A 24,561-nucleotide genomic window follows, 5' to 3' on the forward strand; every position below is an offset into this window, starting at 1 on the left:
CCTCTCGCCACCCGCTCCCCCGCCGCGGCCGGTGCGGGCGGTGGAACCGGTGCGGCCGGTGCCCGCGTCGGCTCCGAGACCGGGGCCGACCTTCGACCGCGCCCAGCTGGAGCACCTCGCCTCCCGGGAGATCTCCACGCTGTTCGGTCCGCGCTTCGCCGAGCAGGACGGATACGCCGTGCAGACCCGGATGCCCGCGCCGCCCATGCTGTTCGCCGACCGGGTCACCGGCATCGACGCGGTGCCCGCGGCGCTCGTCCAGCCGGACCCGGTCCGCACGGACGGGAGGATCTGGACGGAGACTGACATCCTGTCCGACAGCTGGTACCTGGATTCCACGGGACGCATGCCGGCCGGCCTGCTGATCGAGGCGGGCCAGGCCGACCTGCTCCTGCTCAGCTGGCTGGGTGTCGACCTCCTCAACCGAGGCGAGCGTGCCTACCGCCTGCTGGGCTGCGAGGTGACGTTCCACGGCGTCCCGCCGCGACCCGGCGACACCCTGTGCTTCGAGATCCATCTGGACGGCCACGCGGAGGCGGGCGAGGTCCGCCTGGCCTTCTTCCATTACGACTGCTACGTCGACGGCGAGCTGCGGCTGAGTGTCCGCGAGGGCCAGGCCGGGTTCTTCACCCCCGCCGAACTCGCCGCCAGCGGCGGCGTGCGCTGGGACCCCGCCGAGCACGTGCCGGGGGACGACCTGCCGCTCGACCCACCGGCCGTGCGCTGCGAACGGACCCGCTTCGGCGCGGACCGGGTGCGAGCCGTGACCGAGGGGCGGCCCGCGGAGTGCTTCGGCCCCGGCTGGGAGGCGACGGCGGCCCACGTCCGCTCGCCCAGGCTCGACGAGGACCGGCTGCGGCTGCTGGACGAGGTCACCGTCTTCGACCCGGCCGGAGGGCCGTGGGGCCGGGGATATCTGCGCGCCGAGACCTCGTTGTCCCCGGACGACTGGTTCTTCACCGGCCACTTCAAGAACGACCCCTGCATGCCGGGGACCCTGATGATGCAGGGTGGTCTCCAGGCGATGGCGTTCTACCTGACGGCCATGGGCTTCACCGTCGACCGGGACGGCTGGCGTTTCGAACCGGTCGGCGAGCGCCCCTCCGTGGCCATGTGCCGGGGACAGGCGACCCCGAAGAACCGGAGGGTCGTCTACGAGCTGTTCGTGCGCGGCGTCTCGGCCGGGCCGGTGCCGACGCTCCGCGCCGACATCCTCGGCTCGGTGGACGGGGTGAAGGCGTTCCTGGGCCGTGACATGGCGCTCCGGCTGGTGCCCGACTGGCCGCTGTCGCACTGGCGGCACTCGGGCCCGCCCACGGTGCGGACCGACGGCGTCCCGGTGCCGCTGCCACGGCTCGGCGGGCTCGCGGGGCACCGCGAGGAGGGGCCGGTCGCCACGGCGGCCGACGGGTTCACCTTCGGCTACGCCTCGCTGCTGGCGTGTGCGTGGGGCAGGCCCAGCGAGGCGTTCGGCGCCATGTACGCACCCTTCGACGGCACCCGCAGGGTGGCCCGGCTTCCCGGCCCGCCGTACCACTTCATGAGCCGGATCGCGTCGGTGGACGGTCCGCAGGGGGGAATGCGGGAGGGCAGCGTCGTCGTCGCCGAGTACGACGTACCGGACCGCGCGTGGTACTTCGAGCAGAGCGCCGGGGGCACCATGCCGTTCGCCGTCCTCATGGAGGTCGCCCTGCAGCCCTGCGGTTGGCTGGCCTCCTATGTGGGCAGCGCGATGACCAGCGAGGTGGATCTGCTGTTCCGCAACCTCGACGGGTCGGGAACGGTGACCGGCGAGGTCACCCCTGCGGCGCGTACCGTCCGCACAAGGGCCGAGCTGACCCGCGCCTCGGGCGGCGGGGACATGGTCATCGAGTCGTTCCGGGTGACGTGCACGGCCGACGACGTTCCCGTGTTCGAACTCTCCACGTCGTTCGGCTACTTCCCCCGATCGGCCTTCGACGAGCAGCGGGGACTGGCCACTTCGGCCGAAGACCGGGCCCGCCTCGACGAGCCGTGCGGACATCTGGTCGACCTGACCACCCGGCCCGCCCGGTTCTGCGCGGGAGAGCCGCGGCTGCCGGGGAGGATGCTGCTGATGCTGGACCGGATCACGGGCTACTGGCCGGACGGCGGAAGCGCGGGGCTCGGCCGGTTGCGGTCGGAGAAGGACGTCAGCCCGGACGCCTGGTTCTTCCGCGCCCACTTCTTCCAGGACCCGGTACAGCCCGGGTCGTTGGGCGTCGAGGCCATGTGCCAGCTGCTCCAGTACCACCTGCTGGAACGTGGCGCGGCCGACGGAATCCCCCGCCCCCGGTTCGAGCCGGTGCTGCCCGGCCGTGAGACCGCCTGGACGTACCGCGGCCAGATCACCCCGGCCAACCGGCTGATCCGGGTCGACATGGACATCGTGGAGAGCGGCACGGACGCGCGCGGCCCCTATGTCGTGGCGGACGCGTCGCTGTGGGGCGACGACACGTGCATCTACCGGGTGCGGGGCCTGGGCATGCGCGTGGTGCCGGGGGCAGAGCCCCTGTCGTGAACCTCCCGGCGCGCCTCCGTGGACTCCGGCCCTCGTGCCTACGCTGCGGGCAGGGGCGTCCTGAGAGCAGGGCGGGGCGTGACGGGGTTCAGTCCCGGGGCAGCAGGGAGCCGAGCGGGCCGAGGTCGAGGTTGAGGTCCTCGGGCAGAAGGCCGAAGCTGTCGCGGAGTTCGTCCATGCGCTGTTCGAGCAGCATCAGCGTGTTGCCGATGCGTTCGATCTGCTCCGCGGACAGCTCTCCGGAGTCCACTCGGCGCAGTGCCTGGCGTTCCATCAGCTGGCGGAGCAGTTCGACGACGGTGAGGACGAGGGCGACGAGATCGCGGCCGACCGTGTCGCCGTCCAGGTCCACTCGGCGGTCCGTGCCGGAGCCGCTCACCACGGTCCGCCGTCGGCCCAGGGCGCCGGCAGGCGCTCACTGACGGAGGAGAGCAGCGCATGGAGGGACAGCCGGACGAGGGGCACCTCGGCGATGGCGATCACCACATCGCCGCTGATCACCACTCCGGTGGCCATCACGCGGTCGAGCAGGTCGACCAGCGGCACTCCGATCGGACCGTACGGGCCTTCGTCACCCTGCCAGGGCGCGGGCTCACTGGAGACCATCGGTGGCGGCCTCCTCGTCGAGCCGGGCGAAGGAGTAGGGGACCCACGGGCCGGTCAGCTCGATCCGGGCCTGGTCGGCGATGGCGGGATCGGTGCTCAACTGGTCGATGGCATGGCGCAGCCGCGCTTCCGTTCCGTGGTCGAGCAGCAGGGCCGCGTTGAGGAGCTGCCGGGCCCCGGCGCCGGCGAGCGCTGGATCCTGTGGGCGCAGCCGTCGGGCCTCCACGGCGGTGCGGCGGGCGACCGCGTAGACGCGTTCAGCGGCGCGCCAGGCTGCCTCGTGCCTGTGTTCGCGGTCGCGCTGACGGCCGCGAACGCGGTCAAGGTAGGCGCGTCCGTCGGCGGGGGACCGCCGGCGGTCTGTTTCCCCGGCAGGGCGGTCGGCCGGCGGCTGCGCGCCGGGCGTCGAGGTGACCTTGAGCCCCCACTCCGTTCGCCGGTGCAGCCGGTTCAGGAGCCGGGTGAACTGCGCCTCCCGTTCGCGCACGGCCGCCACAGCGCGGGTGTCGTCGAGGTAGAGGGTGGCGAGCGGAAGCGGTACGACGGGGCCTGTGCGCGCGGCGGCGGTGATGACGTCGTGGTGGGCGCGGGCGCAGCGTTCCAGTTCAGCGGGGTCTTGGAGCCGTTCGGCCAGAGCCTCCCCGGCGAAGGCGGCGGCCGGGACGCTCTGGACGATCAGCGCCAGCTCTCCGGCGTCGAGCACCCGGGGCTCTCCGCCTCCGGCGTGGCCGCTGAGGGCGGGCGGGAAAGGGCCGGGGCCGGACGCGGCGAGGTGGACGGCGAAGGCACAGGTCGCGAGAGTCGATGTCTCGTCGGGGGCGGTGTATGCGGGGACGCTCATACGGACTCGGGCTCCTTGGGGCGGGTGTGTCGGTGGTCGCCGGTGGTTTCCAGCTCGCTCAGCCGTTCCCGCAGCCTCTTGTTCTCGTCGTAGAGCGCGTCCCGGGCGGCCCGGGAGGAGAGCGCGGGCTCGGTCTCCCACCAGTCGATGCCGGCCTTGCGGGCTGTGTCGACCGAGGAGATGAAGAGCCGGACCCGGATCGTGAGCAGTTCGATGTCGAGCAGGTCGATCTTGATGTCTCCCGCGATGACGACACCCTTGTCGAGGATCCGTTCCAGGATGTCGGCGAGGTTGGCCGTCCGCGGGGGGTAGGGCTCCAGGGGCTCGTACGACTCCAGGGGCTGCGGGGTCCTGCGGGTCATCGCCGTCTCCGTTTCGTCGGGGGTCCCTCGTCGTCGTGGTCGTCCTCGTCGTCGTGGTCCTCGTCGTCCTCGTCCTCGTCGTCCTCGTCGTCGTCCTCGTAGTCGTCCTCGTCGTCGTCGTGGTCGTCGTGGTCGTCGTCCTCGTCGTCGTGGTCGTCGACCTCCTCCTCGCCGCCCCGCTTCAGGCCCGCGATGGACTTCTCGACCGGCTCGACCGGCTCGACCGGCTCGACCGGCTCGACCGGCTCGACCGTGGCATCGTGCAGCAGCCGGTCGGCCGACGCGACGGGGCCGGCGGTAGCGCTCTTGAGCAGGTCGCCGGCCCTGGCGGCCGGGGCGCCGGCGATCTTGGAGGCAAGGTGCTCCATCCGGTGGCATGCCGCCCGGGCCAGATGCTGAGCACGGGCACCGACGTAGTCGGTGAGTTCGTCACGCAGCCGCTCGAAGCTGTCGCTCACGCCTCCGGCCGATTCCGATGCCCGCTGGGACTCCGCCATCAGGCGCGCTCCGACGCGCGGGGCAGACCGCCCTCGGCCTGGCGTGTACCGCTTCGCTGCCGCGCGGAGGCCCTCCTCGTGCGCGCAGGCCGCTCCCGCGTCGCGGACGGTGTCTTCGTCTTCTGCTCGGGCGCCCCTTCGGTAGCCAGCTCGGGATCGTCCTCGGTGCTTCCAACGCCCTCCAGAGCGTGGGCGCTCTGGCGCAGCGCGTCGGAGAGCGCGTCGAGGCGGCTGGTCGTCGCGACGGTCACGACGTTGCGGCCGGCAGCCAGCAGATCCTCGCTCACCCGGTCGCTGATCTCTCCGTAGCGGGGGTGTTCGCGCAGGCGCCGGGCGCCTTCCCCGACGAGGTGACGGGGGGTGAGCGGGAAGCGGCGACCGACTACGTAAGTGGCTACGGCGAAGGCCAGCTTGGCTTTCCGGCTCCGTCCCAGGAGGTATCCGCCGGCGATACCGGCCGCCAGCGCGGCCTTCGTCTGGTCCATCGAGGTGGGCGCCTTTCTCGGCAGGTCAGTCGGTGGGTGGTGGGGGCGCGAGGTGATCCGGGTCCTGTCGCTGCTGGATCGCGACGAGCAGTTGTTCCTCCTGGTCCTCGAAGGCGTCCTGACTGATCTCGCCCGCTTCCAGCGCTCGGTGCAGTTCGCGGAGCTGGGCCATCAGCGGAGCCGGGTCGTAGAGTTCCTCCTCGGCCGCCTGTGCGACGCGGTCGGCGAACCAGCCGGCCGCGCGGACCGGCGCGAGAGGCAGCAGAAGGAGCTCGCTGAGCAGTCCCATCCGCTCACGACCGCCGTTCGGAGGCGACGGCTGCCGCCGAGGGCCGGGAAGCTCTCGGCCTGTGGCGCGCTCTCGGTGGGGGGTCGGTGAAGCTGAAGCACGGCAGCGGCCCGGACAGGCGCAGCTCGGCCTGGCCACGGTATTCGGCGACGAACCGGTCGACGGCGGTGCGGAAGGCCCCCTCGCGTTCCCTGGGCAGCAGGAACGACATGTTGAGCACGCAGCCCTCGACTTCCGGGCCGGGGGACATCGCCTCGGCCAGCGCCCGCACCTGCTCCACGGTGCGGGCGGCGGCCTGCGTAGCGCGGCGGGCGAGGCCCTCGGCAACGGCCTGACCCAGGCGGAGGCTGCTCTCGTACCCGGGCCGAGATCTGGATTCCTGGTGCAGTCGACGGATCCGCGCGTCCTCGCGGACGAGCGTCGGCAGGCTGTCCTCGACGACGAGCGCCTTCAGGTTCATCTCGACCCGGCCGTCCAGCCGTTTCAGAGCGTCGTGCTTCTCCTCCGGAGACTCGGTCAGCCGCCGTCGCAGCGTGTCCTCGTCCGGGGCGACGGAGCCGAACCGCATCGGGATGACCGGTCCCTCGCTAGCCAGCGCCAGCAGGGTCTCCTGGTGAGCGAGGAGGTCACGGCGACGTGCGAGGAGCCCGCCGGGTGCGCGGCTGACGATGATGGTGAGCGGACCTTCCGACAGGGCGCGCAGCCGCTCGGGCGGGTTGCCCACACCTGTGGCCTCCGACGGCAGCCGGTGCCCGGTGCGGACGATGCCGTAGGTGTAGATCTGTTCCGTCACAGCGCAGCCTCATTCAGTCGGTGCCCGGTAGGGCGCTCTTGACTTTGTCCCTGGCGCCGCCGACCGCCTTCTTCGTGCCACTCGCGGCCTTCTTCGTCTTCTTCTCGCCGGACTCGACGGCCTTCTTGACGCCCTGCTCGCCCGCCTTGCGGACCACCCCACCGCCTCCAGCGCCGCCGAAGAGTTCGGGGACAGTACGGCTGCGGGTGTCCGCTTCCAGGTCCAGGCGGTTGCAGGCCTCGGCGAACCTCAGGTAGGTGTCGACGCTGGCGATCACGATCCGTATGTCGATCTTGAGGATCTCGATGCCGACCAGCGAGACCCGCAGGAAGACATCGATGACCATCCCGCGGTCGAGAATGATGTCGATGACGTCGTAGAGGGTGCCGGTGCGCGGCACGGGCGTGATGTTGTCCCGGTAGGTGGTCGTGGTGGTGCTCATGGAATCTCTCCCTCGGTGTCCCCCCGGTGGGCCTGCGGTTCAGTCGTCGGTGGCGCACCTCCGGTAGCGGCGCACTCGCTCGTACTGGAGCAGCCGTCCGTCGTGGTCGAGATCGACCTCGTAGGTGGCCATCAAGCTGGTCGTGTCGGGGATGCGAGGGACCTCGATGACGTCGACCCGTACGCGCCAGCCGTCCTCGGACGGGCCGACGGCCGAAACGCCGTCGACGGCGTGCCCCGTCAGCGCCGAAAGGCGCCGCCCGGCCCGCCGCGCGGCCCCGATTGGCCCTTTGACCGGGCTCGGACTTCTCTTGCCGGATTGTTCTGTCATGACCTCATGACGACACGGCTCCGTGTGGGCCGCATCCGATGATGAGCTGTTAGGCGTCCGGTAGCAGGGCTGATCGAGTGCCGCGAGGCTGGAGTGTGAGCCGAACGGGCAGACGGCACGGCGAGGCGGGACGGAGGACCCGTCGGCGCGCGAGCGATCGGCGGCTGCTCGATCCGCGCGGCCCGATCGGTAGCCTGGCCACGCAGCCGGCAGGTGCGTGGATGCGCCCCCGCGGCACGACGGCGCCCGCGGTCCGGACGCGCCCCGCGCCGGAGGCCGGTGTACCGAACGGAGAGGTGAGAATGCGGCCCATCATTCCCGACTACCTGGCCGAGGCGCTGGGAGATGTGGAGCCGGACGACTCCGGAGAACCGGCGGCCTACATCCCCGAACTGGCGGCGGCCGACCCCGAGCGGCTGGCCGCTGCCTTCGCCACCGTCGACGGACGGGTCGACGGTGCCGGTGACGTCGACGTCCCGTTCACCATCCAGTCCATCTCCAAGCCGTTCGCCTACGCGCTGGCCCTCGCCGACCGCGGATTCGACCCGGTACTCGCCAAGGTCGGCGTCGAGCCGTCGGGAGAGGCCTTCAACGAGATCTCCCTCGAAAGCGGCACCGGACGTCCGCTCAATCCCATGATCAACGCCGGTGCCATCACCGTTCACTCACTGGTCGGCGCGGAGAACTCCAGCTCGGAGGACCGCGTGGAACGCGTCGTCCACGGCCTGTCGGCCTTCGCCGGCCGCCGGCTGACGGTGGATACGGAGGTGTGCGCGTCGGAGTTGAAGCACGCGCACCGCAACCTCGCGATCGCGCACATGCTGCGCAGCCACGATGTCCTCACCGAGGACGCGAGGGCCGTCGTCGACGGCTACACCCTGCAGTGCTCCGTGCTCGTCACCACGCGGGACCTGGCCATCATGGCGGCGACGCTGGCCAACCGCGGCGTGAACCCGCTCTCGGGTGAACAGGTGGTGCCGGAGCCGGTGGTACGCCAGGTTCTCAGCGTCATGTTCAGCTGCGGGATGTACGACGCGGCCGGCGACTGGGCGACCCAGGTCGGCATCCCCGCGAAGAGCGGGGTGGCCGGCGGGCTGATCGGCGCGCTTCCCGGAGGTATCGGGATCGCCACGTTCTCACCGCGTCTGGACCGTCACGGCAACAGTGTGCGCGGGGTGTCCCTGTTCGAGCGCTTCTCCTCGGACATGGGCCTGCATGTGATGGAGGTGCCCTCAGCCGGACGGGCGGTCGTACGGTCGAACCACGTCGCCGGCAGCGGACCGGGCGCGCTCCGCGTCCTGGAACTCCAGGGCGGCATCGGCTTCGCGGGAGCCGAGCGCGTGGTCAGGGAGGTCCTGGAGACCGACCCTCGGGAGGCCCGGGTGGCCATCGACCTCACACGCGTACACGCGATCGACGACGTGGCACGGCGGATGGTGCTGGAAGTCACGCGCCGCCTGACGCTGGACGGCCACGAGGTCTATCTCGTCGACCCCGAGACGATCCTGCCCGATCCCGACCCGGGCGACGGGGGCCGGGTCACCGTCGTCCGCGATGTGGATGCGGCGATGCTCCCTTCTGCGTGAGCGCCCCCGGATGCGCGAGCCGTCGACGGCGCGGTCCCTCTGATCCAGCCAGTCGGGCGGCGCGGGCCCGGCGTGGGGTCTCCCACACGCTCTCAGCCGTGGGCGGCCTGCGGGCGCGGCCGGACATCGGCCTCGGTCGCGTCACGCAACCCGGCGTTGGCCGTCACACCGGAGCGATCCACGACGGTGCTCGCAGGGGGGCGGCCCCGCGCGGTGCCGTTCGGCACGTTCCACACGCGTGCAGCACGGTTCGCGGGTGCGCGACGCCCCGATCCCCCTCACAGGGCGGGGGGCCTCCACCGCGCACTCGGTCGCCGCCCGCCACACCTCGCGCGGCGGTCACTCAGCGCGGCGCGCTCCTCCCGAGGCTGCGCCCCGTGCTCGTACCCGGCCTCGTCGGAGGCGTCCTCTCGACCCTCTCGTACGGTCTGGTGCTCTGGGCGCAGACCCAGGCGCCGCTCGCACCCGTCGCCGTCCTCCGCATCACCGCCGCGATCCTGATGGTCACGGGCATCGCTCTGATGGTCGGCACCACCTGACGGAGGTTTGGACTTGCCCATCGAGACCGAGCGCAAGTACCTCGTCCGAGCGGACGATCCGCGCTGGCGCTCCCAGATCCGCGCAACCCGCGTCCTGCGTCAGGGCTATCTGTCCCCGGACCCGTCACGCGAGGTCCGGGTGCGGGTTGTCGGCGACACGGCGCCGCTTTCCTAGTCAGTTTCGTTTGGATCGTCGGGTGGACCAGAGGAAAATGCCCGCGATGTGGAGTCCGGCCAGGTTGGGCTTGATCCGCTTTGACGGACGTTCGAGATCAGGGGTTCAGCCCCGAGAGGATGTCCATCATGGAGAGCATAGGGAAGAAGAATCCTCGCCCTCGCCGCTCGTTCACACCAGCGTTCACTGCCGAGACCGTCGAGCTGTGCCGTCGCGGTTACCGCTCGGTCGGTCAGGTCTCCAAGGGCTTCGATCTGACCGAGACCGCAGTGCGGGACGGGGTGAAGCAGGCCGAGGTCGACGCGGGCGAACGCGACGGGCTGACCAGCAGTGAACGAGAGGAACTGGCTGCGCTGCGGCGGGAGAACCGCCGGTTGCGGGAGGAGGTGGAGGCCCTCAAGCGGGCCACGGCTTTCTTCGCGAAGGAGACCCGGTGACGGTGCACCCGTTCATCGAGGCGGAGAAGCAGGGCGGTCACAGCGTCAAGCGGGCGTGTGAACTGCTACAGGTCTCCCGTGCCGCCTTCTACGCCCGCCGGACCGGCACTCCAGGCCCCCGCGCCGTCCGTCACGACGAGCTGAGCGAGCAGATCACCGAGGTTCATACGCGCTGGCGTGGAACTTACGGTGCTCCACGGGTGCATGCCGTGCTCCGGCGGGAAGGCGCCGTATGCGGCCACCGCCGTGTCGCACGGCTGATGCGAGCCGCCGGGCTGGCCGGCCGCCACCGCGGACGACGGCACCTGACCACGATCCCCGATCCCCGGGCCGCCCTGCGGCCCGGTCTCATCGTCCGCGACTTCCAGCCCGACCCCACCGGGCTCAATGCCCGCTGGTGCGGCGACATCACCTACACCCCGACCGAGGAGGGCTGGCTCCACCTGGCCACCGTCATCGATATCGCCTCTCGTCGCGTGGTCAGCTGGGCGACGGCCGATCACCTGCGAACCGATCTGGTCGCCGACGCCCTCACAGCCGCCTGCCGCCAACGTCGCCCCAACAAACCGGTGTTGCATCGACCGGTTGAACTCGCCCAGTACACCAGTCAGCAGTTCGCCGCCCTGGCCGCGTACTTCGGAGTCCGGCTGTCGGTCGGCCGCACCGGACAGTGCTGGGACAACGCGCTCGCCGAGTCGTTCTTCGCCACCATCAAGCGCGAGCTTCTCGATACCCTCACCTGGCCCAGCAAAGCCGTCGCCCGCACTGCCATCTTCGATTTCATCGAGGGCTGGTACAACCTGCACCGTCCGCACAGCAGCCTCGGCTACCGCAGTCCCGCCGAACACGAGACCGCACTCACAGCCTGACCACCACACTCAAGGTGTCCGTCAAAGCGGAACAAGCTCAGCTCGGCTCCTCGTCGTTGCGGGATGCAAGCGCGGGCGTTCTGTGTTCGCCGGACTTCGGTGCTGGCAACGGGTGTCGAAGGCCCCGACCAACAGCACCGAATGGAGTGTTGGCCAAGCGGTCACTTCGACAGAGAGGAACGATGCGACGCGGTGCAATGAAGCTTCGGTGATGAGCACCGGTTTGGTTCGGCCGCGAACCGCGCCCCGGCTCTCGGCGGCGCCCGTGCGCCGCGACCCGATCCGGCGGAGCGGTCCGCAAGGTAGGGAGGTTTCGCGTGCCCTCCCCGACGGTCGCAGCAACTGACCTAAAGTGGGCGCGTCATCAAGTGCTGCGGGCTACTCTGAGTGTCCGGTGGGGGCGCGGCCGATGGGTGGTCAGGGCGCGGCGGCGTGGGGGTGCAGAGGGAAGAGCCCGCGACGGATCATGACCGCAATCAGGGTGCGGATCTTCCGACGGCCCAGGGGACGTGTCCGGCCCGGGTCAGAGATCCCCGGCGGAGACGCCAGCCATCGCGGTCTCAATCCGTGCGCGGCAGGCCGGAATGCGGAGCCGCAGCAGGCACTTCCGGAGCTGACGGGGCGGGGTTGGAACCAGAACCAAAGAGAGAGTCACCTTCGACCACGGGTGATTCATCATTCAACAGGAGAGCACCGATGGAATCAGTAGAGAGGCTGTCTTTGGGCAGCGGCGGGGAGATTCTGTTCGAGGCATCCCCCGTAACCGAGCTGAGTCCGAGGGACGAGGGCGGGCCAGTCCAGGCCGGGCGGTTATCCGGGGCCGCCAGCGAGATGCCGACCACACTCGTGGCGGCTCTCGCACCCGTCCGGGAGGCGGCGGAGACGGTACTGGACCAGTTGCGCAAGGCGAAGCCCTCCGAAGTCGAGGTCACCTTCGACGTTAGGCTCTCCGCGCAGTTCGGGGCTCTCATCAGCAAGGGCGAGGGCAGGGCCAACCTCAAGGTCCGGGTGCTCTGGAAGGAGCCCCGGGAATGAGCGAGTGGCGTCACGACGGGGAAGCGGCCCGGGCAGTGGTTGGCCAGCCCCGCGGAGGGGGAGCGACCTCCCCATCCTGGAGCGTGCTGATGCGCGCTGGAGTCGTTCAGGTGCTAGGCCGCGAGGGCCGGGTGTGCGGTGCGGGGTTCCTGGCGGGACGGGACCTCGTGCTCACCTGCGCGCACGTGGTCCAGGACGCGGGCAGCGGCCCGGATGGCACGGTCGACCTGTGCTTCGTGAACCTGCCCGGCACCCCGGTTCTCCGCGGGCGGGTGCTGCACGAGGCGTGGCGCGGCCGAGATGCCGAGGACATCGCCGCGATTCGCCTGGAACAGACTCCGACCGGGGCGAGGTCGCTCCGGCTGGGTGCGGCGACAGGGGCCGACGGACGCCGCTTGCTCTCCTACGGATTCCCCTACAACGGCCCGAAGAACGGGCACTACGGCAAGGGCACGGCTGGGAATCTCCTCACCTACCCGGTGAACAGCACACGGCTCCAACTGAGTGATGCCAACGACCTGAGCGTCGGATTCAGCGGTGCGCCCCTGCTGGACGAGCAGACCGGCCTGGTGCTGGGCATGTTCACCGCCATCACCGGCGCGGACCCCTACCACCGCGGCGAGAACATCGGCTACGCGACGCCCGCCGAGATCCTCCGCCTGCTCATCCCCGAGCTAAAGCAGCAGCAGTTAGAGCCGTACCCGGGGCTGGAGCCCTTCACTCGGCACGACGCGGTTTGGTTCCACGGTCGGCAGCGCACGGTGGACAAGGTCCTCGGGAAACTGCACCACCACCGGCTGGTGCTGCTGATGGGGCCTTCGGGGACCGGTAAGTCCTCACTGGTGCAGGCAGGAGTTCTGCCTGCGCTCACCGGCGGCGGGGCAACACACGGCGGCCGGTGGGTGACCCTGGTGGTGCGCCCGGGGCTCAGCCTCTCGGCGGAGCTCGCCAGGGTGGGTCTGCCCCTCTCGGACCGTCGCGGCGATCTGGAGCACGCGGTACGGAACAGCATCCGGGCCGAGCCCGGTGCGGAGCGACTGCTCCTGGTGATAGATCAGTTCGAGGAACTCCTTACTCACACGCACGCCACCCGCGACCGGGGCGGCCTGGGGCCGGGGCTGGAGGTGATGGACAAGCTGCTGGTAGCCCTCGGGACGTCGCTGCCGCTCAGTGTTGTACTCATCATGCGTGACGACTTCTATCCGTCGCTGGCCGCCGCCTCTATCCGACTTCTGGAGGACGTCAACCTACAGGTGGTGCATACGCCCAGGTATCTGAGCACCGCCGACCTGAGGTCCATTATTGGCCGCCCCGCCCAGGATGCGGGAGCCCAGTTCGAGCCCGGTCTACTCGACCGCATCATCGATGATCTGGGGGCGGCGAGCGCGGCTGGCCGGGTCGAGGCGACCATGCTTCCGCCTCTTCAACTGGCCCTGAGCCAGCTTTGGAAGACCTCCCAGCACGGCTGCCTGACGCACGGGGCCTACGTGGACCTTGGCAAGGTCTCGGGAAGCCTTGCGGCGTCGTGCGACGAGAAGCTGCGGACCCTGTCAGCGGTAGAGCGGCAGACGGCCCGGCGTATTCTCACCGCTCTGGTGCAGCCGGCGGGCGAAGGGGCGGGCATGCATCCCGCCCGCCGCCAACTTCCGCTGTCCGAGCTCGCCGCCCGTGCCTCCGAGTCGCCCAACGCATCAAACGCGTCCGAGGACGAGTTCCGGCAGGTTCTAGAGTTCCTCAACAAGGCACGCATCACCACCACTAGCGCGCCCCTCGATCCCGGCCCCCTTCCATCCGGCCGCCCCGCCGGACACCCGGTCCACGAACCCGTCATCGAACTCGTCCACGAGGCGCTCATCCGCGACTGGGAGAAGCTACACACCTGGGTGAGGCAGGACCGGAAGTTTCAGACCTGGCTGACCGACGCTGAGAAACAGCTCAAGCTCCACGCCGAGAGCGGTCACGCCAGGGACCTCCTCACCGGCACGAGGCTTGCCGAAGGCAGAAACTGGGTGAGCCAGCGGCGCTATCTACCGCCTCATCTGAGCACCTTCCTGGCCGTCAGCTGGAAGCGCCACCAGCGGGATACCCGCCTGGCCTGGAGTCTGGCCTCGGTCCTTTCCCTGCTGCTCGCTATGTTGCTGGTCGTGACAGTCTGGGGCGCCTTGCAGTGGCAGAACACCGGCGAGTCCGAGCGACGGGCGCAATCGCGCAATCTGGCGGCCCAATCCCTCGCCCTGCTGGAGCGGGACCCCGACACGGCCTCTCTCCTAGCCATGCACGCCTATGCCACCTACCGCACCGACGAGGCGCGCGAGAGCCTGCTGCGTGCCGGCGGCCTGGGGCTCGAGCACCGCCTCACCGGTGATGAGAGCGCGGTCCGGTCGACGGCGCTCAGCAAAGAGCATCGCGTGGCCAGCGCACACGAGAGCGGCACGATACAGGTCTGGAACATCGAGAACGAACCCGCCCTCCGCACGTTCAAGGGACACGAAGGCCCGGTCAACGCAGTGGTGTTCAGCTCGGGCGGAAACCGCCTCGCCAGTGCGAGCGACGATGGCACGGTACGGGTCTGGAACGCCTATCCCACCGACGACAGCGAGGAGGAGCCGCGAATCGTCGGCCGTCATGCCGGCCCCGTCAACGCAGTGGTGTTCGACGGCAGCGGGAATCGGTTGGCCAGTGCCGGCGAGGACCGGACCGTACGGCTGTGGGACGCCTCCACCGGGAAAGAGCTCCGTTCCTTCCGAGGCCACACCAGCGCGGTCACCTCCGTGGTGTTCAGCGCAGGCGAGCAGCGGCTGGCGAGCGGTGACACACACGGACGGGTTCTGCTGTGGGATACCCGGTCCGGGGAACAGCTCCGTTCCTTCGGCGACCACACAGGCGCAGTGACATCCGTATCCCTCCACCAGGAAAGCGACCGGCTGGCAGGCGCGGGTGAGGACGGCACCGTGCGGATCTGGAACACCGAGACCGGGGAGCTGCTGCACACGATCGAACACGACCGCCCCGTCAAATCAGCGGTGTTCAGCACAGGCGGTGGCCGCCTCGCTACCGCGACGGATGAGGCGGCTTGGATGTGGGACGCCGGCACCGGTGAAGAGCTCCGTTCCTTCCGGGGCCACGACGCCACGGTGACCTCTGTGGCGCTCAACGGCCAAGGAAACCGGCTGGCGAGCGCGGACACGGGCGGAACGGTGCGAGTGTGGAACGCGCAGTCCGGGGAGCACTTCCGCTCTCGCTCTGGGCACAGCCACATTGTCACCTCGGTCGCGTTCGCCCCGGGCACGGAGACATTCGGCACCGCGAGCCAGGACGGCACCGTACGGACGTGGAACTCCACGTCAACGAAGATGGACACCTGGGTGCCAGGAGGCCCGACCGAGCCCGTGTGGTCGGTGGCCATGCATCCGGACCGGCGGCACTTCGCCAGCGCCCACGACGACGGAAGGGTGCACGTTTGGGACATCCGGAACGCGGGGCAGGAACCACGCCGCTCCCTCGCAGGGCCTGCCGGGCCGACCTGGGGAGTGACCTACAGCCCCCGCGGGCAGCACATCGCAACGGCGCACGACGACGGAACTGTGGGTGTGTGGGAATCGCGAACCGGCAAGCTGCTGAACACGCTTGGCGCTCAGGCCGGGCCCGTGTGGTCGGTGGCCTACAGCAGTGACGCCCAGCGTTTCGCGAGCGCTCACGACGACGGGGCTGTCTTGGTGAGGAACGTCGAAGCCATGACGAAGAACGCAGAGGAGGCCGAAGCCCCCCTGGTCCTCGAGGGCCACATAGGACGGGCGATGTCCGTGGTGTTCTCTCCGGGAGGCGAGATGCTGGCGAGCGCGAGCGAGGACGGGAGCGTGCGGGTGTGGGATGCCGACTCCGGAGAGCTGATACACACGCTCACCGGTCACATCGGCGCGGTGAACTCGGTGGCGTTCGCTCCGAAGGGAGAACTCCTCGCCAGCGCGAGCGAGGACGGAACGGTACGCGTTTGGAACAGCACGTCCGGACGCCAGATCTACTCGCTCTCTCATGACACCGGCGTGAACGCAGTGGCCTTCAACTCGGAGACGAACCTCCTGGCCACCGCAGGTTCGGACGCGATCGTGAGAGTGTGGGAGGTGTGGCACCTGGATATCGGCGAGGCCGAAGAGGCCTGGGGCCGGCTCTGCGACGCGATTGACCGGGAACTCTCACCGGAGGAGCAACTGCTGCACTTGCAGGACCTCCAGCACACGCCCGTATGCACGGCTGGCCGCCCGGACTACTGATCGGAAACTCACGGGGTTCTCGTCCGAGATAGCAGACGTGTGGGCCGCCGAAGCAGTGACGGACGGTGGGGCTGGCGTTGACGCCTGTGGAAGAAGCGGCTGGTCTCCGCGGTGCATTCGGCCTTGGTTCCTGGGGCGGCCCTGACCAGGCAGCCTGTAACGAGCTCGTGCATGGTTGGCGGGGAGGCGTCGAAGGGTTCGACGTGGCTCTGCGTTCACATCTGCTGTGCCGAGTCCAGGTCTGCGGTTTGTTGGTGGGACAGCAGGCTGGCGACGGCCTGGACGGTGTCGCTGATGTGCTCGTGGCGGCCGAGGTGGCGGGCCAGGGTCCGCCAGTTCTTCAGGTGGGCGATACCGTGCTCGACCCGGATACGGCGTGAGGAGTGCGCCTTGCGCTGGCGCTCGTGGATCTCCACGTACCAGCCTGGGACGTTCTTCTTGAACTTGCGGTGCGGCGGCGTCACCACCCGGCCACCTGTCTGGACGCCCAGGCCCTGGTAGCCGGCATCGGCCAGGATCTCGACCGCGGTCCCGTCTGCCAGGAGCGTGACCAGCCCCAACTGGCGGGCATACGTGATGTCCGCGCAGCTTCCGGGCGTGGTCGGGCTGCAGAACAGCACCTGGCCGTCCCCGTCCGTGACCACCATGGACTTGACGGCGTTCTGCTTGCTCTTGCCGGAGATGAACGTGTCCCGGTCCTTGCGTCCGGCGGCTGGCCGCCGGACCCGGATCTCGGTGCCGTCGACGATCCCGGTCTTGCCGCTGGCGCCGAGGTGGTCGACGACCTCGGCCAGGGTCCGCAGCCGCACCCCGGGGCTGACGGTGCAGCCTCGCTCGGCGAGCAGGGGTCGCACCTCGCTGACGGAGCGGGTGATGGTGGAGCGGTCCACTCCGAACCAGCAGGCCAGCACGTCGTGGGTGGTCGCGTGCCGGAGATGCACGAGGGTGGCCAGGAGCCGGTCGACGAAGACCAGCCGGTGTTTCGCGCCCGCACCCACAGCCCGCTTCCGCGGCCTGGACACAAGCTGGGCCTGGTGGCGTTCATGCGACAACGGGCCCAGTTCAGCCACGAGTTCAGCAATCACGTCGGACGACAGGTCGGTGATCCTCCGGTCGCTAATGATCACTGCACGAGACGCGTTCCCCACCACACAACCATGATCACTCGACGCCTCCCCGCCAACCAGCACGAGCTCGTTAGTCAGTGAAGTCAGCATTAGGTCAGCATTGATCCTGCCAGAGGCTGCCACACCCTGCCACAGACGGGAACGACGAGCGCCCGGGAGAGCACACCTCAGCACTTCCTGAGAGGGCCCGTTCCGCTACCACGACGCACCCGCGCGCGAGGTCGACCGTCCCCCACCCTGACTCGCTGTCGCGCCAGGTCAGCGGATGCGTCCCCGTGGTTTCAGGGGGACTTGGGGCAGCGGCGGCGCGGTGAGAGCGGCACCGTCGTAGCCCTCCACCGTGCCGAACTCGCGGCCTTCCTCCCAGTCCGCCCGCGCCGCCGCGATGTCGTCGTGCGACCGCCCCACGAAGTTCCACCACATCACGATGCGTTCGTCGAAGGGGAGGCCGCCGAGCAGCAGGGCGGAGGCGTCGGTGGTGGCGCGGATCGGCAGGTGGCGGCGGCCGTGGCCGAGGTAGAGCAGCGCGCCGGGCTCCAACGGGACGCCGTCGATCTCGCACGTGCCGCTCATCGTGAGGATCGCGTACTCGAACTCCTCCTCCAGCGGCAGCCGTGCGTCGGTGCCGGCGGCGAGGGTGAGGTCGGCGCCGACGATCGGGGTGTGGGTGGTGCCGGGTGACACGGCACCGTCGAGCTCTCCGAGGATGACCGTTCCGCGCAGGCCGCCGCCGCCCCGGATCTCGGGCAGCTCGCGGTGGTGCTCGAACGACGGTGCGGTGCGGCGGTGTTCCTCGGGGAGGGCGACCCACAGCTGGGCGCCGTGCAGCAGCCGCGCGTGGTCGCGCGGCGATTCCTCCGAGTGGGAGATGGCGCGGCCCGCGGTCATCAGCCCCAGCTCCCTGGGACGGACGGTCTGCAGGCTGCCGAGACTGTCGCGGTGCAGCACCTCGCCGTCGTGCAGCCAACTGACGGTCTGCAACCCGATGTGCGGATGCGGCGGTACCTGCATGCCGGACTGCCCGGCGATGTCGTCGGGACCGTAGTGGTCCACGAAGACCCACGCCCCGACCATCCGGCGGCCGAGGCTGGGAAGCAGGCGGCGGACGACCGTGGACTCCCCCAGCGGCGTCAGCCGGCCCTGGATCAGGTCGCGTACGGGCCCGGGGTGCCGCTCGCCGCCGCACTCGGTGGCCGGGGGTGTGGTGTCGAGATTGCTCATGGGACGAGGATGCCTCACAGCGGATCGGTGACCCAGGACGACCCGTCGTACCCGTAGACCTGGTTCTCGGCGGAGCCGCTGGTGCGGAAGGGGTCGCCCGCCTGGTCGAGACGGACGATGCCGCGGTCGGTTCCGCTGCTCCACTCCACTTCCAGGTACCAGCGGCAGTCGCACTCCGCGGCGGTCGCCTCCGCGCGCAGCGACAGCGGTTCGCTGTCAGTCACCTGGAACGGCAGGCTCGGAGCGGGCAGGACCCGGTCGCTCTCGCCGTCGTAGCCGTCGTTGGCCTCGGCGCGGGGCCGGTCGTCGTCGAGGTCGACCTTGAAGGCGGCCAGTGAGAGCGCGCCCCCGCAGCCGAAGTCGGTGGTGAAGACGGGCCAGTCGAGCGGCTCGTCACGGTCCTCCACCCGCACGTACAGCGCTTCCACGACGACCGGGCCGTTACCGTTGGTGCGCAGCGTGGCCTCCACGATGGTCTCGGCGCCGTGGACGGCGCCGGTCTCCTCGGCCCAGCTCTCCGCGTCCTGCTCCAGCGGAGGGCCGGGGACGGCGGCGGGGTCGCGGTCCACCAGGTAGCGGTGGCCGCACTCGGTGCGCCAGACCTCGGAACGCAGGGTCCAGTCCAGCGGAGGTGGCTCCGTACCGGTGCCGTCCCGGTCGGCTGCGGTGGCGTCGTCCGTCGCGTCGTCCGAGTCGTCCGTGGCCGGTTCGGTCGCGGGGCCGGTCGCCGCGCCGTCCTGGGTGGACCCGGCAGGACCGTCGCCGGTCCATGCCCGCACCCCGAACACGACGATCAGCGCGAGCACCACCACGGCCGCTCCGGCCGCCAGTGGCCACCGCGGCCGTCTACCTGCCCGCCCGTCCGCCGTCGTCGCGGACGTTGTCGCGGACGTTGTCGCGGGCGGCGTCCCCGGCGCGGTACCGGCGACCCCGTCGGAGGTGACTGGGTCGGCCGGGTGGGCTGGGTCAGCCGGGTCAGCCGGGTCGGCCGGGTCGGCCGGGTCGGCCGGGCCACGGACGCCCGGGGCTGCCCCGGCGCCCGACGCCGTCTCGTCGCCCGCCCCTCCGCCGTCGGCTGCGCCGGCCGGACCGGCACCGGCCGCGGTGGCCGCGCGACCCCCGTCGCGGAGGCGGTTCCGCGCGCTGTCGGCGAGAATCCATGCCCGGTGGAGTTCGAACAGCTCGGCCGTGGTCGCCCCGCAGGCCCGCGCCAGCCGGTCGACCGGGGTGTAGTCGACGGGGACGGCAGCGCCGGAGCAGTAGCGGTGCAGGGTGGAGGTGCTCATGTGCAGCCGCTTGGCGAGCGCTCCGTAACTCAGTCCGGACCGCTCCTTGAACCCCCGGACGGTCCGGGCGAACTCGTCGATCGCCTCGTCCCCCACTGCCACCCTGTCTCTCCTCCATCGCTCATCAGCTGTCGGCCGCGCCCGCCGCCCGCCCCGGACGGTCCGACGTTCCGCGCGGCCGGGTCGTTCCGTCCCGACGTTCCGTCCCGTCGCGCCGACCCGTCGTTCCTGTCCGTCGGCCGTTCCAGCGAACCGTTCCAGCTGGCGGCCGTTCCCGCAGGTCAGGGCTGCCGGAACCGTTCCCGTGTCCCGTGTTGGGCGAGGGAGGTTGTCCGGCTGCGCGGGGGTGGTCACTGTGGTTCAGGAGGCGCCGGGAGCTGCCCGGCGGTCCGCACCGAACTCTAAGGGGAACAATGCGCCTTACTCGAACCCGGCTGATCGCCGGCATCGGATCCGTGGTCACGACTGCCGCGCTCACCGCGACCATGGTGGGCCAGGCCCAGGCCGGGCAGCAGAACGCCGGGGAGCGGGCGTCCGCGACCACCGAGACCACCGACGACACCGGCGACCGGCAGAGCACCGCACCGGACTTCCTGGAGCCGTCCGAGCTTCCCGCCGACGAGCACACGACCTGGTTCGCCGGCGACGCGACGCCCGGTCTCCCCGACCTCCCCGTCTTCTGCTTCGAGGGCCTGCTGCCCGAGGACGGGTCCTGGCACCGCGACTTCGGGACCGACCTGGACACGACCGCCCGGCAGGTGGTGATCGACACCGGCGACGCCGGGGACGCCGCCGAGCTGGCCGGGACGTTGGAGGAGGCCGCCGCGAACTGTGCGGCCGACTGGCTGCGGAACGAGCCGGGCGCCGTCGCCGGCTGGGACGACCACGGCCCGGTGTCCGATGCCGGAGACTCGGCCCACGTCTACGCCGTGTACACCGCGCCGCCGGAGGCGGGCACCAACATCGCGCTGTTCGGTGTCGGCCGCACCGGCGATGTCGTCACCCTCGTCCAGTGGGGTCAGATGGGCTCCCTCGGCGACGCGCCCGCCGGGGACTTCGCCGACTCCCTCGCCACCGCTCTGGACCGCCTCGCCCCCTGACGCTCCGCCCCGCCGCGCCCCCGCCGGGGCACTGCCCGTCACGCCGAGGCGCCACCCGTCACGCCGGCGCGCCGCGCAGCCGTACCGACAGGCAGGTGACGCACCCTTCCAGTTTCTCGAACTCGCCGATGTCCACCACGACCGGGTGGAGGCCCAGCCCGGCGAACAGCTCGGCGGTGCGCGGCGCGGAGGCCGCCATCAGCAGGTTGCCTCCGCCCAGCAGCACCACGTGCGCCCCGCTGGGCTCCGGCACGGGCAGGAACCGGGGGAACAGCTCGGGGTGGTCGACCAGTGGCGGGTGGCCGATCACGGTGCCGTCCGGGAGCGCGGTCACGGCGGACTTCAGGTGCAGGACGCGCCGGACCGGCACACCGATCACGGTGGCGCCCAGCGGTGCGAAGGTGTCGCGCAGCTGCGCGACACCTTCGTCGTTGGTGCGTCCGCCCACGCCGACGTAAAGGATGTTCCCGACCTTGAGGACGTCGCCGCCCTCCAGGGTGGCGGGCGCCTCCGTCCGCCGGATGTCGAGCCCGAGTCCGGCGACGGCCTCCTCGGTGGCCGCGGGCTCCGGACGACGGCTGGGCGCGCCGGGCCGGGTGAGCAGGGCGACCCCTCGGTGGACGACGACGGTGTCCTCGACGAAGACGGCGTCCGGGCAGTCGTCCGCGGGGTCGACCTCGTGGACGGGCCAGCCGTGTGTCAGCAGCGCCGCGACGTACTCCTCCCACTGCGCGTGCGCCCGGTCGAGGTCGACCGGGACGCGCTCGCCGTGGGTGACCAGCCCCTGGGTGAGCCGGGGGCCGGGGCGGCGCACCAGGGCGAGTCCGCCGGGCGTCGGGTCGTCGGCAGCGGCGCCGGGGACCGGTACGGGTACGGGTACGGGTTGGTTCATCGTCAGTCCCGGTAGGCGGCGCGGAGCGCCTCGTCGGCGGCGGCCAGTGCGTCGGCCCGGTCGATGCCCAGCCGGCGGGCGCGGCGGGCGAACTCGTCGGCGGCGTGTGCGGCTTCGCGGGCCGGGCCGTCGCCGGTGGCGGCGACGAAGGTGCCGTTGCGGCCCCGGGTCTCGATCACGCCGTCGGCCTCCAGTGCGCGGTACGCCTTGGCGACGGTGTTGGGGGCGAGGCCGAGTTCGTCGGCGAGTCCGCGCACGGTGGGCAGGCGGTGGCCGGCGGGCAGGATGCCGGCGCGGGCCTGGGCGGCGACCTGGCCGCGCAGCTGCTCGTACGGGGCGTCCGGCGAGTCGGCGGTGATGGTGAGCTTCACGGTGCCGATTCTGCCTGCCCGCGGCCACCGCCCGCACCCGGTGGGCCGTACTCGCAGCACCACCCCCGCAGCACCAATTGTTTGAATTCGAACATCCTGCTACCGTGACAGTAGTTCAAATTGGAATTACCTGGCTCCCTCGTGAGGACGACCACCGCCCCCGGCGCCCCGCCGCTGCGGCATGCCGTCACCACCGAGCCGGACCGGACCTAAGGACCGCCATGACCACCGCCCCGCCCCCGCGCATGCCGGTGCTCTACCTCAGCCACGGCGCGCCCCCGCTCGCCGACGACGCGCTGTGGACCTCGCAGCTGGGCGCCTGGTCGTCCCGGCTGCCCCGCCCGCGAGCGATCCTGGTGGTCTCGGCCCACTGGGAGTCCGCACCGGCGATGGTCGGCGCCACCCGCACCGTGCCCCTGACCTACGACTTCTGGGGCTTCCCCGACCGCTACTACCAGGTCCGCTACCCGGCACCCGGCGCGCCTGAGCTGGCGGAGCGGGTCTCCGGCCTTCTCGGCACACCCGGTTCGTCCGTCCACCAGGACGCGGAGCGGGGCCTGGACCACGGCGCCTACGTGCCCCTGGCGGAGATGTACCCGGAGGCGGACGTCCCGGTGCTGCAGCTGTCCATGCCGACGCTGGACCCGCGGCGCTTGCTGGAGCTGGGCCGCCGCCTGGCGCCGCTGCGGGACGAGGGGGTGCTGATCGTCGGGAGCGGCTTCTTCACCCACAACCTCAGCGACATCCTGTGGGACGCCGGGCCCGACGAGGCGCACGGCTGGTCGCGGGAGTTCGACGCGTGGGGTGCCGAGGCGCTGGCGTCGGCGGACGTGGACGCGCTGCTCGACTTCGAGCACCGGGCCCCGGCGGGCCGCATCGCCCACCCGCGCACCGAGCACTTCGCCCCGCTCTTCGTATCACTGGGTGCGGGCGAGAGCGACCTCGCCGGAGCGAGCACCGCCGTGGACGGCTTCTGGGGCGGACTGGCGAAGCGTTCCGTTCAGTTCGGCTGAGAGCTGAGAGCGGGGCACGGAGCGCGGGGCGCGGGCGCCCGGGAGCGGATCCGTCGGCTCGGCGGGCCGGGTCTTAACCACCGGTCAGCCGTTCCTTAAGCCGACCATAAGGAGTGGCCCACAGGCGCCGACCGGCGGGTTTTCCCCGGCCGGCGTGGTTAGCGTGCTCGGCACCGGACGGCCCGCGGGCCGTCCGGGCGTCCCGCCCCCGAGCCCAGGAGCCACCCCCATGACCGTCCGTCGTACCGCAGCCGTCGTCGGGGCAGTCGCCGTCGCCCCGCTCGCTCTCAGCCTGCTGACCGCCGCGCCGGCCGCCGCGCACGGTTCGATGGAGGACCCGGTCAGCCGCGTCCGGGCGTGCTTCCACGAGGGACCGGAGTCGCCGTCCAGCGCGGCCTGCCGCGAGATGGTCGCCATCGGTGGCACGCAGCCCCTGTACGACTGGAACGAGGTCAACATCGCCGACGCCGACGGCCGGCACCGCGACCTGATACCGGACGGGGAGCTGTGCTCGGCCGGCCGCGACAAGTACGCGGGCCTGGACCAGGCGCGCGCCGACTGGCAGACCACCGGAATGAGCGCCGGCAGCCACACCTTCCGCTACACCGCCACGGCCCCGCACACCGGTTCGTTCGAGCTGTACATCACGCAGGCCGGCTACGACCCGGCGCAGCCGCTGAGCTGGTCGGACCTCCAGCACTTCGGTGAGGTGACCGACCCGCCGCTGGAGAACGGCCAGTACGTCTTCGACCTGGAGGTTCCCGAGCGTGAGGGCCGCCATCTGATCTACAGCGTCTGGCAGCGCTCGGACAGCCCCGAGGCGTTCTACACCTGCTCCGATGTCGTCTTCGGCGGCGGCGGGAGTGGTGGCGCGGGTGGCGGCGGAGCTGCCACCGCACCGGGCGGCGGCCAGGCGGACGGCACCGGCGGCGGCACGGACCAGACGGACGGCGCCACGCCTCCGAAGGACCACGGCCACGACGCACACGACGCACACGAGGGCCACAAGGCCCCGGCCGGCGACGACACCCCGGCCGAGGAGCCCGGCACCGCTGCGGACGACCACGCGGGCCACCGCCCCGCCGGCGGCGAGGCCCCGGCGGCCGACGCCGAGGACGCGGAGGACGGCACCGTTGGCGGCAACGCCCCGGCGGTGAACGGGAACTCCGACGAGCTCACGCTGGCCGCGACCGGCGGCGGCGACAGCACGCTCCCGCTCGCGCTGGGCGGCGCGGCCGTCGCCGCCGCAGGCGCCGGTGTGCTGCTGACCACGGTGCGCCGCCGGGCTCTGGGCCGCCACCGCGCCTGAACCCGGGTCCGGGCCGCGGCCCGGACCCGCCCGATACCGCCGCCGTCTCCCCTCTTCCCCCACGCCCCGCGGGAGGCGGCGGCCCCAGCCGTCCGGTGGGGTGGCCCGGCCGGCCGCCCCACCGGACGCGACAGGCACCCGACGGC

General features: G+C 71.2%; 24 protein-coding genes and 2 pseudogenes. 11 read left to right on the forward strand and 15 right to left on the reverse strand.

Annotated features, from left to right (window positions below):
* Nucleotides 1-2,539 (forward strand): annotated as a pseudogene (locus E0D90_RS07185) (type I polyketide synthase); the annotation flags it as partial.
* Nucleotides 2,540-2,627: 88 nt separating this feature from the next.
* On the opposite strand, the gene E0D90_RS07190 reads toward E0D90_RS07185, so the two are convergent.
* Genes E0D90_RS07190 through E0D90_RS07230 form a run of 10 tightly spaced genes read right to left on the reverse strand, consistent with a single transcriptional unit; the run spans nucleotide 2,628 to nucleotide 7,184 of the window.
* Complete coding sequence (locus E0D90_RS07190; protein WP_130797040.1) at nucleotides 2,628-2,918, reverse strand: gas vesicle protein K; 291 nt, start codon at nucleotides 2,916-2,918, stop codon at nucleotides 2,628-2,630.
* Complete coding sequence (locus tag E0D90_RS07195; protein ID WP_130797041.1) at nucleotides 2,915-3,145, reverse strand: gas vesicle protein; 231 nt, start codon at nucleotides 3,143-3,145, stop codon at nucleotides 2,915-2,917. Before E0D90_RS07195 ends, E0D90_RS07190 begins: the two co-directional genes overlap by 4 nt.
* A complete protein-coding gene (locus tag E0D90_RS07200; protein WP_130797042.1) occupies nucleotides 3,132-3,986 on the reverse strand; it encodes a GvpL/GvpF family gas vesicle protein in 855 nt (284 codons plus the stop codon). The genes E0D90_RS07195 and E0D90_RS07200 overlap by 14 nt, the downstream gene beginning before the upstream one ends.
* Nucleotides 3,983-4,348 (reverse strand): gas vesicle protein, encoded by a 366-nt coding sequence (locus tag E0D90_RS07205; protein WP_103502779.1) that lies wholly within the window; start codon nucleotides 4,346-4,348, stop codon nucleotides 3,983-3,985. The genes E0D90_RS07200 and E0D90_RS07205 overlap by 4 nt, the downstream gene beginning before the upstream one ends.
* Nucleotides 4,345-4,806, reverse strand: coding sequence for a hypothetical protein (locus E0D90_RS26500; RefSeq protein ID WP_157996827.1), 462 nt, complete (start codon nucleotides 4,804-4,806; stop codon nucleotides 4,345-4,347). The genes E0D90_RS07205 and E0D90_RS26500 overlap by 4 nt, the downstream gene beginning before the upstream one ends.
* A gap of 38 nt (nucleotides 4,807-4,844) precedes the next feature.
* Entirely contained in the window at nucleotides 4,845-5,330 is a 486-nt protein-coding gene (locus E0D90_RS07210; RefSeq protein ID WP_130797043.1) for a hypothetical protein, read from the reverse strand.
* Nucleotides 5,331-5,355: 25 nt separating this feature from the next.
* Nucleotides 5,356-5,619, reverse strand: a complete 264-nt coding sequence (locus E0D90_RS07215) for a gas vesicle protein GvpG (RefSeq protein WP_130797044.1) — start codon at nucleotides 5,617-5,619, stop codon at nucleotides 5,356-5,358.
* A 4-nt stretch (nucleotides 5,620-5,623) separates the two neighbouring features.
* Complete coding sequence (locus tag E0D90_RS07220; RefSeq protein WP_103502776.1) at nucleotides 5,624-6,412, reverse strand: GvpL/GvpF family gas vesicle protein; 789 nt, start codon at nucleotides 6,410-6,412, stop codon at nucleotides 5,624-5,626.
* A gap of 13 nt (nucleotides 6,413-6,425) precedes the next feature.
* Nucleotides 6,426-6,854 carry a gas vesicle protein GvpJ gene (gene gvpJ, locus E0D90_RS07225; RefSeq protein WP_103502775.1) on the reverse strand — a complete coding sequence of 143 codons (429 nt, stop codon included), beginning with the start codon at nucleotides 6,852-6,854 and terminating at the stop codon, nucleotides 6,426-6,428.
* Between the two features lie 39 nt (nucleotides 6,855-6,893).
* Nucleotides 6,894-7,184 (reverse strand): gas vesicle protein GvpO, encoded by a 291-nt coding sequence (locus E0D90_RS07230; RefSeq protein WP_103502774.1) that lies wholly within the window; start codon nucleotides 7,182-7,184, stop codon nucleotides 6,894-6,896.
* A 302-nt stretch (nucleotides 7,185-7,486) separates the two neighbouring features.
* On the opposite strand from E0D90_RS07230, the gene E0D90_RS07235 reads away from it, so the two are divergent.
* The 7 genes and pseudogenes from E0D90_RS07235 (at nucleotide 7,487) to E0D90_RS07260 (ending at nucleotide 16,096) form a co-directional block, all read left to right on the forward strand.
* Nucleotides 7,487-8,770: a glutaminase gene (locus E0D90_RS07235; RefSeq protein ID WP_130797045.1), complete on the forward strand. Its 1,284-nt coding sequence runs from the start codon at nucleotides 7,487-7,489 to the stop codon at nucleotides 8,768-8,770.
* 332 nt (nucleotides 8,771-9,102) lie between these two features.
* A pseudogene (locus E0D90_RS07240) lies at nucleotides 9,103-9,309 on the forward strand (EamA family transporter); the annotation flags it as partial.
* A 13-nt stretch (nucleotides 9,310-9,322) separates the two neighbouring features.
* Nucleotides 9,323-9,484 (forward strand): CYTH domain-containing protein, encoded by a 162-nt coding sequence (locus E0D90_RS26505; protein ID WP_157996828.1) that lies wholly within the window; start codon nucleotides 9,323-9,325, stop codon nucleotides 9,482-9,484.
* Nucleotides 9,485-9,612: 128 nt separating this feature from the next.
* Entirely contained in the window at nucleotides 9,613-9,921 is a 309-nt protein-coding gene (locus E0D90_RS07245) for a transposase (RefSeq protein ID WP_157996829.1), read from the forward strand.
* Nucleotides 9,918-10,790, forward strand: a complete 873-nt coding sequence (locus tag E0D90_RS07250; protein WP_130797047.1) for an IS3 family transposase — start codon at nucleotides 9,918-9,920, stop codon at nucleotides 10,788-10,790. Before E0D90_RS07245 ends, E0D90_RS07250 begins: the two co-directional genes overlap by 4 nt.
* 696 nt (nucleotides 10,791-11,486) lie before the next feature.
* Nucleotides 11,487-11,825, forward strand: a complete 339-nt coding sequence (locus tag E0D90_RS27660; protein ID WP_227870051.1) for a CU044_2847 family protein — start codon at nucleotides 11,487-11,489, stop codon at nucleotides 11,823-11,825.
* Nucleotides 11,826-11,914: 89 nt separating this feature from the next.
* On the forward strand, nucleotides 11,915-16,096 hold the full coding sequence (locus E0D90_RS07260; RefSeq protein ID WP_170214934.1) for an nSTAND1 domain-containing NTPase: 4,182 nt from the start codon (nucleotides 11,915-11,917) through the stop codon (nucleotides 16,094-16,096).
* Nucleotides 16,097-16,311: 215 nt separating this feature from the next.
* Here E0D90_RS07260 and E0D90_RS07270 read toward each other — a convergent pair whose 3' ends face one another.
* The 3 genes from E0D90_RS07270 to E0D90_RS07280 form a co-directional block, all read right to left on the reverse strand.
* Nucleotides 16,312-17,094: a transposase family protein gene (locus E0D90_RS07270; RefSeq protein ID WP_227870052.1), complete on the reverse strand. Its 783-nt coding sequence runs from the start codon at nucleotides 17,092-17,094 to the stop codon at nucleotides 16,312-16,314.
* Nucleotides 17,095-17,481: 387 nt separating this feature from the next.
* Complete coding sequence (locus tag E0D90_RS07275) at nucleotides 17,482-18,444, reverse strand: pirin family protein (RefSeq protein ID WP_130797050.1); 963 nt, start codon at nucleotides 18,442-18,444, stop codon at nucleotides 17,482-17,484.
* A gap of 14 nt (nucleotides 18,445-18,458) precedes the next feature.
* Nucleotides 18,459-19,832 carry a helix-turn-helix domain-containing protein gene (locus tag E0D90_RS07280; protein ID WP_157996830.1) on the reverse strand — a complete coding sequence of 458 codons (1,374 nt, stop codon included), beginning with the start codon at nucleotides 19,830-19,832 and terminating at the stop codon, nucleotides 18,459-18,461.
* A gap of 311 nt (nucleotides 19,833-20,143) precedes the next feature.
* On the opposite strand from E0D90_RS07280, the gene E0D90_RS07285 reads away from it, so the two are divergent.
* On the forward strand, nucleotides 20,144-20,830 hold the full coding sequence (locus E0D90_RS07285; protein WP_157996831.1) for a hypothetical protein: 687 nt from the start codon (nucleotides 20,144-20,146) through the stop codon (nucleotides 20,828-20,830).
* Between the two features lie 58 nt (nucleotides 20,831-20,888).
* On the opposite strand, the gene ddaH is transcribed toward E0D90_RS07285, so the two are convergent.
* Both ddaH and E0D90_RS07295 read right to left on the reverse strand, forming a co-directional pair.
* Entirely contained in the window at nucleotides 20,889-21,722 is an 834-nt protein-coding gene (ddaH, locus tag E0D90_RS07290) for a dimethylargininase (RefSeq protein WP_130797053.1), read from the reverse strand.
* Between the two features lie 2 nt (nucleotides 21,723-21,724).
* Entirely contained in the window at nucleotides 21,725-22,102 is a 378-nt protein-coding gene (locus E0D90_RS07295) for a GntR family transcriptional regulator (RefSeq protein ID WP_130797057.1), read from the reverse strand.
* A 212-nt stretch (nucleotides 22,103-22,314) separates the two neighbouring features.
* Between E0D90_RS07295 and E0D90_RS07300 the strand changes: the two genes are divergently transcribed.
* Together E0D90_RS07300 and E0D90_RS07305 are read left to right on the forward strand one after the other, a co-directional pair.
* Nucleotides 22,315-23,106, forward strand: a complete 792-nt coding sequence (locus tag E0D90_RS07300; protein WP_130797054.1) for a dioxygenase family protein — start codon at nucleotides 22,315-22,317, stop codon at nucleotides 23,104-23,106.
* Nucleotides 23,107-23,335: 229 nt separating this feature from the next.
* Entirely contained in the window at nucleotides 23,336-24,415 is a 1,080-nt protein-coding gene (locus E0D90_RS07305) for a lytic polysaccharide monooxygenase auxiliary activity family 9 protein (protein WP_130797055.1), read from the forward strand.
* Nucleotides 24,416-24,561 lie beyond the last annotated feature (146 nt).

It is taken from the genome of Streptomyces otsuchiensis (assembly GCF_004305975.1).
Taxonomy (GTDB): Bacteria; Actinomycetota; Actinomycetes; order Streptomycetales; family Streptomycetaceae; genus Streptomyces; species Streptomyces otsuchiensis.

Coding starts and splice junctions, on each gene's coding strand:
- E0D90_RS07300 (WP_130797054.1), top strand. CDS start 22,315: ATGACCACCGCCCCGCCCCCGCGCATGCCGGTGCTCTACCTCAGCCAC.
- E0D90_RS07205 (WP_103502779.1), bottom strand. CDS start 4,348: ATGACCCGCAGGACCCCGCAGCCCCTGGAGTCGTACGAGCCCCTGGAG.
- E0D90_RS07285 (WP_157996831.1), top strand. CDS start 20,144: ATGCGCCTTACTCGAACCCGGCTGATCGCCGGCATCGGATCCGTGGTC.
- E0D90_RS07245 (WP_157996829.1), top strand. CDS start 9,613: ATGGAGAGCATAGGGAAGAAGAATCCTCGCCCTCGCCGCTCGTTCACA.
- ddaH (WP_130797053.1), bottom strand. CDS start 21,722: ATGAACCAACCCGTACCCGTACCCGTACCGGTCCCCGGCGCCGCTGCC.
- E0D90_RS07275 (WP_130797050.1), bottom strand. CDS start 18,444: ATGAGCAATCTCGACACCACACCCCCGGCCACCGAGTGCGGCGGCGAG.
- E0D90_RS07230 (WP_103502774.1), bottom strand. CDS start 7,184: ATGACAGAACAATCCGGCAAGAGAAGTCCGAGCCCGGTCAAAGGGCCA.
- E0D90_RS07210 (WP_130797043.1), bottom strand. CDS start 5,330: ATGGACCAGACGAAGGCCGCGCTGGCGGCCGGTATCGCCGGCGGATAC.
- E0D90_RS07305 (WP_130797055.1), top strand. CDS start 23,336: ATGACCGTCCGTCGTACCGCAGCCGTCGTCGGGGCAGTCGCCGTCGCC.
- E0D90_RS07195 (WP_130797041.1), bottom strand. CDS start 3,145: ATGGTCTCCAGTGAGCCCGCGCCCTGGCAGGGTGACGAAGGCCCGTAC.
- E0D90_RS07235 (WP_130797045.1), top strand. CDS start 7,487: ATGCGGCCCATCATTCCCGACTACCTGGCCGAGGCGCTGGGAGATGTG.
- E0D90_RS27660 (WP_227870051.1), top strand. CDS start 11,487: ATGGAATCAGTAGAGAGGCTGTCTTTGGGCAGCGGCGGGGAGATTCTG.
- E0D90_RS07200 (WP_130797042.1), bottom strand. CDS start 3,986: ATGAGCGTCCCCGCATACACCGCCCCCGACGAGACATCGACTCTCGCG.
- E0D90_RS07260 (WP_170214934.1), top strand. CDS start 11,915: ATGCGCGCTGGAGTCGTTCAGGTGCTAGGCCGCGAGGGCCGGGTGTGC.
- E0D90_RS07215 (WP_130797044.1), bottom strand. CDS start 5,619: ATGGGACTGCTCAGCGAGCTCCTTCTGCTGCCTCTCGCGCCGGTCCGC.
- gvpJ (WP_103502775.1), bottom strand. CDS start 6,854: ATGAGCACCACCACGACCACCTACCGGGACAACATCACGCCCGTGCCG.